15 protein-coding genes, 4 tRNA genes and 1 riboswitch are annotated in these 13,999 nt (G+C 41.1%); of the genes, 5 read left to right on the top strand and 14 right to left on the bottom strand.

Translation table 11 applies throughout. The annotated features are described in order from the left end of the window. Positions 1–13: 13 nt before the first annotated feature. Positions 14–313 (bottom strand): hypothetical protein, encoded by a 300-nt coding sequence (locus AC4CUX_RS02835; RefSeq protein WP_058870106.1) that lies wholly within the window; start codon positions 311–313, stop codon positions 14–16. Positions 314–527: 214 nt separating this feature from the next. Further along, entirely contained in the window at positions 528–1,460 is a 933-nt protein-coding gene (trhO, locus tag AC4CUX_RS02830) for an oxygen-dependent tRNA uridine(34) hydroxylase TrhO (protein ID WP_058870105.1), read from the bottom strand. Positions 1,461–1,640: 180 nt separating this feature from the next. On the opposite strand from trhO, the gene AC4CUX_RS02825 reads away from it, so the two are divergent. Both AC4CUX_RS02825 and AC4CUX_RS02820 read left to right on the top strand, forming a co-directional pair. Then, the gene (locus tag AC4CUX_RS02825) at positions 1,641–2,126 is read left to right on the top strand and encodes a DUF1289 domain-containing protein (protein ID WP_125280019.1); all 486 of its coding nucleotides are present in this window, start codon (positions 1,641–1,643) and stop codon (positions 2,124–2,126) included. 81 nt (positions 2,127–2,207) lie between these two features. Next, entirely contained in the window at positions 2,208–2,822 is a 615-nt protein-coding gene (locus AC4CUX_RS02820) for a LysE family translocator (RefSeq protein ID WP_125273205.1), read from the top strand. A gap of 62 nt (positions 2,823–2,884) precedes the next feature. Here the strand turns inward: AC4CUX_RS02820 and ribB are convergent, their stop codons facing one another. Continuing rightward, complete coding sequence (ribB, locus tag AC4CUX_RS02815) at positions 2,885–3,544, bottom strand: 3,4-dihydroxy-2-butanone-4-phosphate synthase (RefSeq protein WP_125273206.1); 660 nt, start codon at positions 3,542–3,544, stop codon at positions 2,885–2,887. A 105-nt stretch (positions 3,545–3,649) separates the two neighbouring features. Continuing rightward, a riboswitch (FMN riboswitch) is annotated at positions 3,650–3,812 on the bottom strand. 264 nt (positions 3,813–4,076) lie between these two features. On the opposite strand from ribB, the gene AC4CUX_RS02810 reads away from it, so the two are divergent. Continuing rightward, positions 4,077–5,861 carry a DUF2157 domain-containing protein gene (locus AC4CUX_RS02810; protein ID WP_490792161.1) on the top strand — a complete coding sequence of 595 codons (1,785 nt, stop codon included), beginning with the start codon at positions 4,077–4,079 and terminating at the stop codon, positions 5,859–5,861. Beyond that, positions 5,858–6,460: a GDYXXLXY domain-containing protein gene (locus AC4CUX_RS02805; protein WP_058870100.1), complete on the top strand. Its 603-nt coding sequence runs from the start codon at positions 5,858–5,860 to the stop codon at positions 6,458–6,460. Before AC4CUX_RS02810 ends, AC4CUX_RS02805 begins: the two co-directional genes overlap by 4 nt. 64 nt (positions 6,461–6,524) lie before the next feature. Here the strand turns inward: AC4CUX_RS02805 and panD are convergent, their stop codons facing one another. The 11 genes from panD to AC4CUX_RS02750 form a co-directional block, all read right to left on the bottom strand. Next, a complete protein-coding gene (gene panD, locus AC4CUX_RS02800; protein WP_004695506.1) occupies positions 6,525–6,905 on the bottom strand; it encodes an aspartate 1-decarboxylase in 381 nt (126 codons plus the stop codon). A 143-nt stretch (positions 6,906–7,048) separates the two neighbouring features. Next, positions 7,049–7,630 (bottom strand): aminoacyl-tRNA hydrolase, encoded by a 582-nt coding sequence (gene pth / locus AC4CUX_RS02795; RefSeq protein ID WP_004695508.1) that lies wholly within the window; start codon positions 7,628–7,630, stop codon positions 7,049–7,051. A gap of 18 nt (positions 7,631–7,648) precedes the next feature. Next, positions 7,649–7,945, bottom strand: a complete 297-nt coding sequence (gene rplY / locus AC4CUX_RS02790) for a 50S ribosomal protein L25 (RefSeq protein ID WP_058870099.1) — start codon at positions 7,943–7,945, stop codon at positions 7,649–7,651. Positions 7,946–8,046: 101 nt separating this feature from the next. Continuing rightward, entirely contained in the window at positions 8,047–9,000 is a 954-nt protein-coding gene (locus tag AC4CUX_RS02785; protein WP_004695513.1) for a ribose-phosphate pyrophosphokinase, read from the bottom strand. A 36-nt stretch (positions 9,001–9,036) separates the two neighbouring features. Further along, positions 9,037–9,111 (bottom strand) — tRNA-Gln (locus tag AC4CUX_RS02780). Between the two features lie 90 nt (positions 9,112–9,201). Continuing rightward, a tRNA-Gln gene (locus AC4CUX_RS02775) sits at positions 9,202–9,276 on the bottom strand. Between the two features lie 19 nt (positions 9,277–9,295). Further along, positions 9,296–9,370 (bottom strand) — tRNA-Gln (locus AC4CUX_RS02770). Positions 9,371–9,398: 28 nt separating this feature from the next. Then, positions 9,399–9,473, bottom strand: a tRNA-Gln gene (locus AC4CUX_RS02765). Between the two features lies 1 nt (position 9,474). Beyond that, positions 9,475–10,305, bottom strand: a complete 831-nt coding sequence (gene ispE / locus AC4CUX_RS02760) for a 4-(cytidine 5'-diphospho)-2-C-methyl-D-erythritol kinase (RefSeq protein WP_178928226.1) — start codon at positions 10,303–10,305, stop codon at positions 9,475–9,477. Between the two features lie 11 nt (positions 10,306–10,316). Then, entirely contained in the window at positions 10,317–10,898 is a 582-nt protein-coding gene (gene lolB, locus AC4CUX_RS02755) for a lipoprotein insertase outer membrane protein LolB (RefSeq protein WP_178928225.1), read from the bottom strand. Positions 10,899–10,902: 4 nt separating this feature from the next. Next, positions 10,903–12,612 carry a tetratricopeptide repeat protein gene (locus tag AC4CUX_RS02750; RefSeq protein ID WP_490792160.1) on the bottom strand — a complete coding sequence of 570 codons (1,710 nt, stop codon included), beginning with the start codon at positions 12,610–12,612 and terminating at the stop codon, positions 10,903–10,905. 78 nt (positions 12,613–12,690) lie between these two features. Between AC4CUX_RS02750 and hemA the strand changes: the two genes are divergently transcribed. Then, complete coding sequence (gene hemA, locus AC4CUX_RS02745) at positions 12,691–13,974, top strand: glutamyl-tRNA reductase (RefSeq protein ID WP_178928223.1); 1,284 nt, start codon at positions 12,691–12,693, stop codon at positions 13,972–13,974. Positions 13,975–13,999: the final 25 nt, after the last annotated feature.

The following is a 13,999-nucleotide window of genomic DNA, read 5'->3' as shown; positions in this document are numbered from 1 at the left end:
AATGTATTGTTTTCTATTCATCGAAACGGGTATGGGTCAGGGTGTGAATATAGACTTTACGTAAGCTATAGGCCAACGCAATCGGGATTAAACTAAGCAGCGTATAATTTAAGAGATTTGAACTTAAATGGTAACCAATGCCGAGGGCAATACTTGAACCAATCAACATGCCCAAAACTACGATAAATAAATGCGTGCGTTGTTCAAGCTTGGCTTTGATTTGGTTGAAGCTGGTATTGTGATATTGTTCGATACGGCTTGCTGCGGCATTGCGAATCAGTGTGCGATGGCGTGGCATGATTATTTTATGCATGGCAATCATCCTATTTTCGTCGTTTAGGCATGTCATTTTTATTGTTATGTGGAGACCTTCAGGGCACCACTTTAGCTTATTATTTATACAGTATGACTCAGATTGAGTTCAATGTTGTGACAAAATTGTTAAATATTTTTAAAAAATGCGAACTGCATAAAAGAATAAGCCCTCAAATGAGGGCTTATTCTTGACTTAAATCATCTGAATGATTTTAAAGGCGTTTACGTTTAGCCGCAGCAATTTGTGACTGGCGCATACGGAAGCCTTCTTTTTGTTTTTCTGTGGTGTTGTCGATACAGTATTTGCATGACACACCATGTTCATAGCTAGGTTCTTCTGCTTCAGCAGGAAGAAGTGGCCAACCACAAGCATGACACTTAATGTTAAGGCCTTCTTCAACACCATGAGTGACAGCAGTACGACCATCAAAAACGAAACATTCGCCTTCCCACATGCTTTGTTCAGCAGGGGTTTCTTCTAAGTATTTTAAGATGCCGCCTTTTAAGTGATAAACCTCGTTGAAACCTTCTTGAAGAAGAAGGGAGGTCGATTTTTCACAGCGGATACCACCTGTACAGAACATCGCAATTTTTTTATCTTTGTGCTGTTCAAGGTTTTGTTTAACGTATTCTGGAAATTCTCGGAAACTTTCTGTTTTCGGGTCAATAGCACCCTTAAATGTTCCAGCTTTGTATTCATAGTCATTACGTGTATCAATCAAAATGACGTCATCACGAGCAATCAGGTCATTCCATTCTTTCGGATCAAGGTAGTGACCGACTAAATCACGTGGTTTTACTTCAACGCCTAAAGTCACGATTTCTTTTTTAAGTTTAATCTTCATTTTACGAAATGGTTTGTCTGCACTATCAGACTCTTTGTATTCCATTTCGTTAAAACCTTCATTCAGAAGGAATTGATGAATTATATCGATCGCGTCACGGTCGCCTGCAACCGTACCATTAATGCCTTCGCCCGCTACAATCAGAGTACCACATAGGTTGATGGTTTTTACCAAGTCTAAAAGACGTTGTTGAAGATCAGCAGGATCTTGAACTTCTTTGAATTGATAAAGTGCGGCAACAACCCAACCAGTCGTCGCTTGCTGTTCTACAGGTGCAAGCTGTTCTACAGTAGCGTTCATGGAGTACTCCAATGTATTTTGATAGATAATTTTAAGGCCCACATTTTACATGGAATTGAATCAAGATGCGAGATAAGTAAACATTTTAAATGGCTTCTCAAGTAGTAGGTGAGCGTGTATATTCAGTTGCCAAAGACAAAATCCGTTTTGTTTTGGTGCGTTTATTAACAGGAGTATGTTTTGAGTACAGATCGTCGAATTGCCTCTTTGACCCCATGTGCAGGGCGTTGTTCAACGGTATTTGGTGATTCTGTGTGTCGTGGTTGTCGTCGTTTTAATCATGAAGTGATTCAGTGGAACACCTACACTTCGGAGCAGCATCGTTCAGTTTGGCAACGTTTAGATGCGCAACTAGATCAAATTTTAGTGCCAATGTTGCCTTTTGCTGATGTGCAGCAGGTCGAAGCTTTTGTTTTATCTAAACGCGTTCGTTTACGTCCCGATGCATCAAAAGGGCGGAAGCTTTATCATGCGTTAAAAGTATGTGAAAAAAATAAGAACTTTACCGAAGAAAGTGGTTTAGGCATTCAAGCGCAGCAAGTGAAACCGATTTGGCAAGAGTTTGAACGCCGTATTCTTGCACTTGCTACAGCCAGTTATGATTTGGCATTTTTGCGTGCTGACGCAATTCGACAACATCTCATCCATATGGAAGAGGACGAATAAGTCCTCTTGGTTTGATATAGAAAAAGAATACTCCGCATACCTCAGCTATTTGCGAGAGTGACTGGGGGAAAGGGTTTTTCGATGGTGAATGTATTCGAACTGGCGTTGTACTGTACGGCTGTAGTGGTCATGATTGCAACACCTGGCCCAGTGATGTTGTTGGTTGCCAGTGCAGGTCTAAAAGGTGGATATAAACAAGCCTTGAAAACCATTTTTGGGACGAATTTAGCCTCTTTGGTTCTTATTGTACTATCTGTGTTCATCTTAAAAGGCTTTTTAAACATTGCAGAGCATTGGTTAAATGCGATTAAGATTTTAGGCTGCGTATATATTGCTTATCTTGGTTTTCAAATTTTAAAAGAAGCCATTGCACAAGAAACAGAAACATCACCTGTGCAACTAAAGGCGGTGCAGGGAGGCTTTAAGCAAGGTTTCTTGGTGGGTATTGCAAATCCGAAGGATATTATTTTCTTTGCTTCATTTTTCCCACAGTTCATCGGGGTAACCAGTGATGTCGATGTCAGCCTTGTACTGTTGACCATTCTCTGGATTATTCTAGACTTCAGCACGTTGTCTTTGGTTTATTTGGGTTTTAATAAACTATCGCAGTCCGCTTTGTACAATAAGTTATTAGGCGTTTGTGGTGCGATATTGGTCAGCATTGCGCTCTATGGTATTTATACTGTCTTTGTTTGATGCTGATGGTATTGCATCAAAAAGCCTCCAACATGGAGGCTTTTTGATTAGGAGCCTAAAAATCAAACCCCGTGTTTAATGCGATATTGCACCAATTCTTCAATGGTGATCACAGTCAACTGATGCGTTTGCGCATATGCCAACACTTGAATGCCAGAGGCCATAGTCCCATCGGCATTGGTCAGTTCACACAAGACACCTGCTGGTTTTAAGCCTGCTAAACGAGCTAAATCAATCGTTCCTTCGGTATGACCACGACGGGTGAGTACACCGCCTTGGCGTGCACGAAGCGGGAATACATGACCAGGGCGGTTTAAGTCGCTGGCAACAGCCCCATCTTTAATTGCTGCTTTGACTGTGGTGGTGCGATCTTGCGCAGACACACCTGTGGTTACGCCAGTTGAAGCTTCAATGGTCACAGTGAATGCTGTTTTAAACTGACTTGAGTTATCTGACACCATAGGCACAAGGTCTAAGTGATCGGCCAATTCATCGGTCAGACATAAACAGACAATGCCAGAACCATCACGAATCATGCGAGCCATCGTTTCGACGGTGAGAGTTTCGGCAGCCACAATGAGGTCGGCTTCGTTTTCACGGTCAAAGTCATCCATCACCAAAACAGGTTTGCCTTGGCGAATATCTTCTAAAGCTTGCTGGAGACGTTGTTCAGCTGGAGAAAGGGCTGAAAAGAAAATTTCTGGTTGAATCAAACTAGACATTGAAACGCTCGCGTAAAATTGAAGTACGGTTGAACATTTCAGGACTTTGAAAAATTGGCGTAGCAATAAATCCTCATAGTTTTGTACCTGAGATTCTATTGGTCACGTCGTCTTCTTTCATCCGGACTATACCGTCGGCTTTGGAATTTAACCAAATCTGCGAGCCAAATAGATGATTTCTGCTTGGCTGGCTCGTGGGCTGATTCAGTCTGAGTCATTCAACTGAACTTACCACCGGTGGGGAATTACACCCCGCCCTGAAGCGATGTAAATCCATTATAGTGCGAAATATTTAGAAAAACAGGGGGAGTTTTAGAATGATCAGTTTTATACATAGAACAAATTTTGCTATAGGGTTGCTTATGTTATTTTTTTGCTAAAGACCAACACTCTCTGTGTATGATTTCACTTAGTATGAGTTTAATGTTCAAAAATGAATATCTGAGAAAAACCATAAACATGAATAAGAAGTTTTTCTATAGTTTGAATGGTTTGAAATGATCAAGATAAAAATAAGAGTGAGGAGTTAGAATTGATCAAAATTCAACAATATGATTATCCTTGGAATGCTGGATCCTTCATAAAGCATCTTCAAGTTTTTGGTTTTACACTCATCGCGGTCAGTATGTTGTATTTGGTTGCTGCTAATTGGTTTATGTTGCCACAGAATATTCAGCTGGCTATTCCTCAGTTGTTATTATTACTCAGCGCAGTTTTTAGCCTGTGGCTGACAAAACATGATTTTCTCGTGCAATGTTTACAAAGTATCTGTGGTTTGATGATTGGTTTAAGTTTGGCTGTGATTGGTCAAATTTATCAAACGGGTGCTGACAGCTATTTATTATTTTTACTTTGGTCTGTGCTGCTTTTACCGTGGCTATATCGTCCGAATATCAGTGTATTTTTCCTTTTATGTATTATCAGCCAATTGGCATTGTTTCTATTTTTTATCCAAACCTTTTGGGGAGATCAATATCCAGATATTTTCTTAATCAGTATTCATGCATTTGCACTGATTCAATTCTATCTCTGCAATAAATATTATTCGAAACTCCGTTATTTATTCTTACTATGGTTTGCCATTCTCTCGATTTGGCATATGGCAATGTATCTCTATGCGGATAAAAGTATTCTTTATTTCATCGTGTCTTTTATCTTATTGGGCATTTCACTGGCTTACTATTATCAAAATAAAGACCAGTTGTGTAGCGTACTTTCAGCCGTTGGCTTGGGCATTAGCTTTACCTTGGTCATTGTGAAAGCAGTGACGGAGTGGTTTGGTCAGAATGAAATTTTTGAATTATTTTTTATCGCGCTGATTATTTTTGCGTGGTTTGCTTTCATCACTTATCTTTTGATTAAATTTATTCCATATAGTCGCTTCAATGCTATTCCACTTGCGGTAGGAGCTTGGATTGCGGGTATCGTCTTTGCTACGTTGATGCTGACCTTTTGGGGGGATTTCTCTTTAATTATGGGTATTGTCTTTGTAGCTTTGGCGGCTTACTTGTTGAAAGCTAAACAAAGTTTGTTTTTAAGACAATTTGCTTATTGTCTCTGGGTTGCAGGACAAATTGCGGTGATTTTTTACACCGTTGATTTGATGAATCAAATTATACCTATTCTATTTTTACAATTAGTGATGCTTGCACTCGCCTATTTTATGCGTACACATTGGTTCTTTGTTTTTGTTCAAATTTTGGGTTTATATGCAGCAGGTGTGGCGTGTATTTGGGATATCAATGCACATCTCAGTTGGCGTAATATTGTTGAAAACTTTGTTTATCTAGCACTTTGGAATTATGTTTTTTATCTGGGAATTTTGGCCATAAAATTCATACAGCCAACTGAATATCAACGCAGTTTATTACTTTCTGCACTTGGGATTATTCTATTTTCTTTGGGTTTTTATACTTTCTTTGGGAAATACGAATTAGCGAAAATTGAGCACATTCCGATATTGGCTTTTGGCTTACCGATTTTATGGTTTGTACTGTTTGTCTTTTTACATATTCAAAAGCAGTTTCATTTATTTGCACATTTTATTTTGACTGCTTTTGCAGTAGGGCTGATTTTTTATGGCTATTTCGATATTTTTATTTGTTTGGCCATCATTTCATGGGCTTTAAAAACACGAGATAAAGTGATCTATGGATTTGCGCTGGCAACTTTCGCTTTAATTTTAGGGTTTTTATATTATTCCCTTGATGTGACCTTTCTAATTAAAAGTTTAAGCATGTTCTTGTCAGGTCTGATATTGCTCTTGCTGACCTTGAGCTTGATGCTATTTAAGCAAAAAGAGGAGTTCGGCATATGAAGAAAATGATTCCTCTTGTTTTGGCATTACTCAGCATCGCGGTATTTTTAGGCTTAATTTTTAAAAATGAATGGCACTTAAATAATAGTCAAACCATGTATGTGCGTTTGCAACCTGTAGACCCGCGTTCGATTATTCAGGGGGATTATATGGCGCTGAATTATCAACTTTATTTTGCGCCTCAACATTTGAGTCCAGAAAGCACCAGCCAAGCAAACATCAATCAAGAAGATCAGATTTTTTCAGGTCATTATTTTGATGAAGTGATTAAGAACAAATCTTCGGTACTCACTTATGTTGAACTCGATTCACAGAGGCGCGTGATACATAGCTATTTTGAGTTGCCGAAAAATGTTCGTACAGCTCGACTGATTTTACAAAACCCGAATAATCACTATAGCGAGCTTTATCCTGCATCGAGAAGTTTTTTGTTTGCAGAAGGTTTAGCGGATTGTTATCAGCAGGCAGAATATGCTGAGTTTAAAGTCGATAAGCAGGGCAATGCGATACTCACGGCATTGAAAGGTGATCAGCTACAAGATTTAGGCTGTGAGAGCAAACGAGATTGGTTGAGCGGATTTCGTACTGCTCAGAATTGATCCAATTGCATTATTCTGCTCATAAAAAAATCCGCACGCAGCGGATTTTTTTAATCTATTGGGCTTAAGCCACTTGTACTGGAATGCAGTTTGCCATGTGACTTACAGTGTTATCTGGATTTGCATAAACTAAACGTGGTTTATGTGCATTTGCTTCAGCTTCTGTAAAATCACCAAAGGTAGCAATAATCATTAAATCGCCTACATCGGCTTGATGTGCTGCACCGCCATTGACTGAAATTATGCCAGAACCTTCTTCGCCACGAATTGCATAGGTACTGAAACGCTTACCATTAGTCACGTTCCACATGTGAATTTCTTCATATTCGCGGATACCGGCTAAATCCAATAAAAGACCATCGATTGCACATGAACCTTCATAATGGAGTTCAGCTTGAGTAACAACACAACGGTGGATTTTTGCTTTTAATAAACGAGATAGCATGGCTAGCGTCTCCTGAGTGGACCTAAGATCGTTATCTTATGGTTGAATCAATCTGAACTTGCTGGATAAGCAATCAGGCAAGCGCATTTTGCCTTTAAAATGACAGTATGGCAAGCAGCATGGTTCAACATTTTTTTGACTTATCAGTTTGGTTTGTAAGCATTGATTTGATTCATGGCAGGCTGAATCTCACCATTCACCAGCATTTTAGTGCGAGCCAGTGCGTGATGGATTGCGTCATCCATTAAATTTTGTTCATTGCTTGGTGCTTTGCTTAAGACATGTCCTGAAACACGTTCTTTTGAACCGGGGTGACCAATACCAATGCGTAAGCGATGGAAGTTTGGACCGATATGAGGAACTATGTCACGTAAACCATTATGACCACCATGACCACCACCTGTTTTTAGGCGAATGACACCAGGGTTCATATCCAGTTCATCGTGAGCAATCAGTATTGCTTCTGGAGCAATATTGTAGAATTTTGCGAAGGGAACAACACTTTTACCAACAAGGTTCATAAAGGTTGTGGGTAATAACAGACGGACGTCTTGACCTTCGATATTACCACGCCCACTCATTCCATTGAATTTTGGGTCTTTTTTTAGCGTAATGCCATATTGTTCTGCAAGGCGTTCAACAAACCAAAAGCCTGCATTATGGCGGGTTTGGGCATACTCAGAACCTGGGTTGCCCAAACCAACAATCAGTGAAATATTTGACACTAATTACACCAATAACACTTATGCGCGAACGAAGTCAGCGTGCATAGGTGTGTTTTTAGCTGGGTGACGTTGTAACGCTTTGATTTTAACGCTTTCAACTTTGTCGCCAACTTTGATTTCAACAACTTCTTCGAAGAAAGCATTGCTTTCTAAAGCTTTAACAAGCTCACGAAGTTCTAAAGTAACAGCTACAGGTTCAGCAGCACCACCGTAGATGATTGCTGGAACTTGAGCAGCATGACGAAGGCGGCGGCTCGCACCTTTCCCTTGGTTAGCTGCTTCACGCGCTTGAGCGTTTAATACGAAGTTTGCCATGATAGACATCCTTAATTTAAGTTTTAAATAAACTAGATCTGCGACCGACCTAGTGAGACAAAGCCCTGCACAGAGCAGGGCTTTTAAAATTCAGCGCTATATTATAGATAAGAATCAAACATTGCGCTAATAGATTCTTCGTTGTTAATACGACGAATTGTTTCAGCAACCATACTCGCAACTGAAACTTGGCGAATCTTACCAAGAGCTTGAGCTTCTTCAGAAAGAGGAATGGTGTCTGTAACAACCAATTCATCAATCACAGAGTTTTTCAAGTTTTCGATAGCTTTACCTGATAAAACAGGGTGAGTTGCATAAGCAACCACTTTGCGCGCACCAAATGTTTTCAATGCATCAGCAGCTTTACATAACGTACCTGCAGTATCCACCATGTCATCTACGATGACGCAGTCACGGCCTTTAACATCACCAATCAAATGCATGACTTGTGATTCATTTGCCTTTTGACGACGTTTGTCGATGATAGCAAGGTCAATATCGCCCATTTGTTTAGCAACAGCACGTGCACGAACGACACCGCCAACGTCAGGAGAAACCACCATGAGGTTATCATGTGATTGTTGACGAAGGTCAGCTAAAAGCGCTGGTGTACCGTAGATGTTGTCTACAGGGATATCGAAGAAACCTTGGATTTGGTCAGCGTGAAGGTCGATCATTACCACACGGTCAATTCCTACAGTTGTCAGCATATCTGCGACAACTTTTGCAGTAATTGGAACACGTGATGAACGAGGACGACGGTCTTGACGCGCATAACCGAAATAAGGAATCACTGCGGTAATACGACCAGCACTTGCACGACGCAAAGCATCAGCCATAACGAGGATTTCCATTAGGTTATCATTCGTTGGGGCACAAGTAGGTTGTACGATAAATACGTCTTTACCACGAACATTTTCAGTAATTTCGACAGCAATTTCACCGTCAGAAAATTGACCAATAGATGCAGCACCTAAAGGGATGTGCAAGTGGCTTACGACTTTTTGGGCGAATTGTGGATGTGCAGATCCACTAAAAACGACAAGATTGGGCATGAAGCACCCTTGGCGGTTGGCAATTTAGGAATTAGATGGCAGGGGTAGCTGGATTCGAACCAACGGATGCCGATATCAAAAACCGGTGCCTTACCACTTGGCGATACCCCTAATGCGGCAGAACTTTAATATTTTTGCGTCTTTCTGTCAAGGTAAATTAACAGTAGAACAGCAAAGTGTTGTTCTGTCTTTTTTGGAAAATGGCAGGGGTAGCTGGATTCGAACCAACGGATGCCGATATCAAAAACCGGTGCCTTACCACTTGGCGATACCCCTAAATTTGATTACTGTAAAATGGCAGGGGTAGCTGGATTCGAACCAACGGATGCCGATATCAAAAACCGGTGCCTTACCACTTGGCGATACCCCTAGTACAGTCATCTACAGGTGAAATAAAATGGCAGGGGTAGCTGGATTCGAACCAACGGATGCCGATATCAAAAACCGGTGCCTTACCACTTGGCGATACCCCTATCAGGTAACGTGGAAATGTCTTATTGGTGATTCATTCAAGCTGTTGACCAAGTAAGCTTTACATGGTGCATTTGCAAGAACATCATCAATGTTCATATCACTCGTTACTTCAGTAAAAACACAAGCACCTGTACCTGTAAGTTTTGCAACACCGAACTGGTCGAGATATTGCATCGCTTCATCTACTTCTGGATATAAACTTCTCGCCAAAGGCTCAAAATTATTTCCAAAATCAGATGGCTTTAACTGATAGGCGCAAAATTTAGAGCTCTTCGTGTTTCTTGTCAATGTTTTTTGTAAAAAAAGCAATTGAGTGCTGATAAAACAATCAGGTTTTAACACAATGTATTGTTTTTGATCTAAGTCTATGAATGTTAAGTGCTCACCTATGCCTTCAGCCCATGCATTGCGACCATGGACAAAGATGGGAACGTCTGCGCCTAACTGAACACCCAAGTTGGCTAATTGTTCAGTATTTAACCCGCACTGCCATAGTTGATTGACCACGATTAGTGTCGTTGCGGCATCCGATGAACCGCCACCTAAGCCTGCACCCATCGGAATATTTTTTTCAAGACGAATGGATAAACCGGTAGCTGTTTGTGCATAGGGCTTAAGTATCTGCGTTGCTTTATAAATCAAATTTTGACTCAAATCGACACTGTTTAAGCCTTCAATATGAATCTCTTGATCCGTACGAGGCTCAAATTCCAACCAATCACACAGATCGATCAACTGGAAAATACTTTGCAGTTCATGGTAGCCGTTTTCACGACGACCCGTAATGTGTAAAAACAAATTCAGTTTTGATGGGGCAGGGACACGGATCATAAAGAGACAAACTAGCGGTTTTGAATGACCATTGTAATACGGTTTTCTGCACCATTTTCAAGTGCTTGTTTTAAAATCAACCGATTTGGCATATGGGCTTGCTCGTTATAGCTCAGCTCAACGCTCCAACCATCTTCAATGATCTGTACTGCGCGTTTGGCACTGTCACGTTGGATTTGTGCTTGAACTGTTGCGGGTTTGGCTTGAACCCAATTGACTAAATGGGTGATGGGTGCTTGCCACCCTGTTGCTGTTTTTAAAAGTTCTTCAGGAGTTTCAGCTTGGATGAGGCCAGTTTTAGCACTATTCAGGCTAACTTCACCTGGACGACCACTAATTTGCGTTTTACCAACGCCTAAAATTCCACTGAGTTCAATATCAAATTCTTGTTGCTGTTGTACCCATGTAAAAAAAGCACTGCCTGTTTGTTCAGGCGTACGTACCCCAATTTTACCCTGTAAGCTAAAGTGTTGATCAGATTCGGTTTGTATGGTGTTTGGGTCAAGCTGTGGTTTGGTAAATTGTTGACAGCCTGTAAGTGCCAAGCTACTTGCAGCAAGTAAGCTTAAGCTCAGATTTGAGAAAATACGCATAAAACTATGAGCTCTTTTTCAGTTGTTGGGGTAACAATAAAGTATTAAGTTGATCCAATTGAGGATCATTTGGGTGTTTTTGTTTGAGTTGTTGTAACACAGTGGAGAATTTTTGCAGATCACCGAGCATATAAACTGAACGCGCATAACGCACGCCAATATTGACACTACCACTGATGAGGTAGGCTTTTTCTAAGACTTTGGCTGACGTGCTAAAGTCATTTTGTAAGTAACAAATAAAGCCTAAGGTATCTAAGATGGAGGCCTGTTCAGGGGCATATTCTAAAGCATGTTCAACAAATCTACGTGCATCATCTAAGCGTCTGTTTTGCAAGGCTAAAGTGTATGCATAAGCATTGAGATAGGTTGGGCTATTGGGCTCGATACTTAACAGTTGATTCAGCAACTTTTCAAGTTTGTCCTTATCCGTATGTGGATCCAACATTAGCACTTCAGAATAGATCAGTTCAGGATCATCTGGTAAGTTTTTAATCGCCTCATCTAACAGTCGCATGGCTGCGGCTTTGTTATTCATGCGCTTTAAAATATCGGCTTGTGCCTGATACAAAAAACTTGCATGTTGTGGGTAGTTCACGCGTTCTTGGGTTAGGAAGCGTAAAGCATCATTGGGTTTGTTTTGCAGGGTATAGATACTGATGAGGCTACGACGTGATACGGTATACAGACTACCATCGACTAGACGATAGTAGGCTTTGGCTGTTTCAAAATGCTGTTTTCGTTCAGCATTCACCGCAAGATAGTAATAGGCTTCATTTTGATATTCAGCCGAATTACGTAGTTCAACCAGATATTTTTCCGCTTTTTCGTACTTCTTTAAGTCAATACTGGTTAACCCCGCAATAAACAAGGCTTCTTCTTGTTCAGGCCATTTTTTAATCAGGCTCTCAAGCTTGGTTAAAGCTTCATTTGACGCATTAATTTTAATCAGATATTTGGCTTCGGCTAAACGGATATCGACATTGTCGCGGTGTTTACGACTTGATTTTGCATACCAATTACGGGTTTCTTCTTCTTGACCGAGTGCGCTGAGTAAGTTGGCCTTCATCAGGATGTAGCCTGTGACTTTTCCACGCTTTTTTAGGGCTTTATTGATGGTGGTTAGGGCTTGTTCAAGCTGGCCATTTTGCGCCTCTAAACCTGCAATTAATGCCAAAATAGAGGGGTTGTTCCGCTCCTTACTCGAACGTAGCGCTTGAATGAGAATTTCTTGATCTTCAGGTTCCTCAGGGGCAATTCCGGCAAGGATTTGCTCTAAATCGGCATTTGCATCAATATTGAGAATTTTATCGAGCGTTTCAGCCGCAAGTTCATATTCATGTACTTTGAGTGCAATGTGCGACAAATAAAATAAGGCTGGAACATCGGTGGGCTCTTGCACCACCCAATGCGTTGCAATGTCGAGTGCGGCATGCAAATCATTTTGCTCAAGGGCAATATTTAAAGCGCGCTGTTTAATGGTGGTGGAATTACTTTTAATCGCCAGCACAGTATAGTTGTGCAGGGCCGTCGCGCTGTCTTGGTAAGCCAGTGCAAATTCGGCAATCATACTTTGTTGAATTGCATCATAATTAGATAGCGAAAAATCTCCAGCTGCTCTAAGATGAGCACTAGATGCCATGCTACCGACGAGTAAGAATGTGGTAGAATATTGCTTAATTCTCGCGCCGCTCAGTCGGCAATGTGTTTGACGCAATTTTTCTTGATCCAAGTAATGCTTTTTATGACACCGTTATTGCACAATAGCATAAATTTAGCGAAATGATGATCTGATATGTCTTTCTTTGCATTGGGTGTCAACCATCAAACCGCCTCCGTAGAATTGCGTGAGCAAATTGCCTTTAACCCTGAAAAGTTAACGCAACTGCTTGAGCAACAAGGCCAAAACCAAGACTTAAATGAAATGGTGGTGGTGTCTACGTGTAACAGAACAGAAGTGTATGCCATGTCTGAAAACTCAGATATGGTATTGAACTGGCTCGCCCAAGCAAATGGCATAGATGTTAAACAATTGTTGAATCATGTATACCGTTATGAAAATGCGCAGGCTGTCACTCACTTGATGCGTGTTGCAAGCGGTTTAGATTCACTCATGCTCGGTGAACCGCAAATTTTGGGACAGGTTAAATCTGCACTATCTTTGGCGAAGACGGCTCATACTGTTTCTCCTCATTTAAACCGAATTTTTGAATATGCCTTCTATGCGGCGAAACGCGTACGCTCTGAAACGGCTGTGGGTAGTCATGCCGTATCGATGGGCTACGCGGTGGCTCAGTTGGCATTACAAGTGTTTAGTAAGCCTGAAAAGTTGACGGTCATGGTGGTCGCTGCGGGCGAAATGAATAGCTTAGTGGCGAAGCATTTGGCTGAAATGGGAGTCGCAAAAATCCTCATTTGTAACCGTACCCGTGAACGGGCTGAAACTTTGGCTCAAGAAATAGCCCATCGTGTAGATGTTGAAATCATTGAGTTTGATCAGTTGGCCAATAACTTAGCACGTGCAGATGTCATTTCCAGTTGTACGGGAAGTTTACATCAAGTGATTCATTATCCAGATGTCAAAGCGGCCTTAAAAAAGCGTCGTTATCAACAAATGTTGATGGTGGATTTGGCTGTTCCGCGTGATATAGACCCGAAAGTGGAAAGCTTAGATGGCGTCTATTTATATGGCGTGGATGACTTGCAGTCGGTGATTGATGAAAACCTTGCTCAGCGTCGTCAGGCGGCGGTTGAAGCAGAGGTGATGGTTAACCAACTAGCAACGGAGTTAGTGACCCAGCAGAAGGTCAATCTCGCAGGTGAAACCATCCATGCTTACCGTCAGCAAGGTGAACAGTTAAGACAAGAAGAATTAGAACTGGCATTGGCACGAATTGAGAAAGGGGAAAAGGCAGAACGGGTGATGCAAGAGTTTGCGCATCGTTTGACGCAGAAGTTGCTACATCCGACCTCGATTATGCTGCGTGAAGCAGCCAAATCTGAAGATCCGAGTCATTTTGAACAAATGCAAACGTGTTTAAATGAGACTTTTGCTAAACGTCGTAAAACTAAAAAGTAAATCTAAATATAAAAATGTAATAGGT

Source organism: Acinetobacter sp. 231_lipA, from assembly GCF_058243005.1.
Note: the sequence above shows the minus strand (reverse complement) of the source record. Positions and strands in the feature narration are given on the sequence as shown.

Bases quoted from the DNA above. Each gene is read 5' to 3' on its own strand.
- AC4CUX_RS02835 (WP_058870106.1), bottom strand. From the start codon at position 313: ATGCATAAAATAATCATGCCACGCCATCGCACACTGATTCGCAATGCC.
- trhO (WP_058870105.1), bottom strand. From the start codon at position 1,460: ATGAACGCTACTGTAGAACAGCTTGCACCTGTAGAACAGCAAGCGACG.
- AC4CUX_RS02820 (WP_125273205.1), top strand. From the start codon at position 2,208: ATGGTGAATGTATTCGAACTGGCGTTGTACTGTACGGCTGTAGTGGTC.
- ribB (WP_125273206.1), bottom strand. From the start codon at position 3,544: ATGTCTAGTTTGATTCAACCAGAAATTTTCTTTTCAGCCCTTTCTCCA.
- AC4CUX_RS02805 (WP_058870100.1), top strand. From the start codon at position 5,858: ATGAAGAAAATGATTCCTCTTGTTTTGGCATTACTCAGCATCGCGGTA.
- panD (WP_004695506.1), bottom strand. From the start codon at position 6,905: ATGCTATCTCGTTTATTAAAAGCAAAAATCCACCGTTGTGTTGTTACT.
- rplY (WP_058870099.1), bottom strand. From the start codon at position 7,945: ATGGCAAACTTCGTATTAAACGCTCAAGCGCGTGAAGCAGCTAACCAA.
- AC4CUX_RS02785 (WP_004695513.1), bottom strand. From the start codon at position 9,000: ATGCCCAATCTTGTCGTTTTTAGTGGATCTGCACATCCACAATTCGCC.
- ispE (WP_178928226.1), bottom strand. From the start codon at position 10,305: ATGATCCGTGTCCCTGCCCCATCAAAACTGAATTTGTTTTTACACATT.
- lolB (WP_178928225.1), bottom strand. From the start codon at position 10,898: ATGCGTATTTTCTCAAATCTGAGCTTAAGCTTACTTGCTGCAAGTAGC.
- hemA (WP_178928223.1), top strand. From the start codon at position 12,691: ATGTCTTTCTTTGCATTGGGTGTCAACCATCAAACCGCCTCCGTAGAA.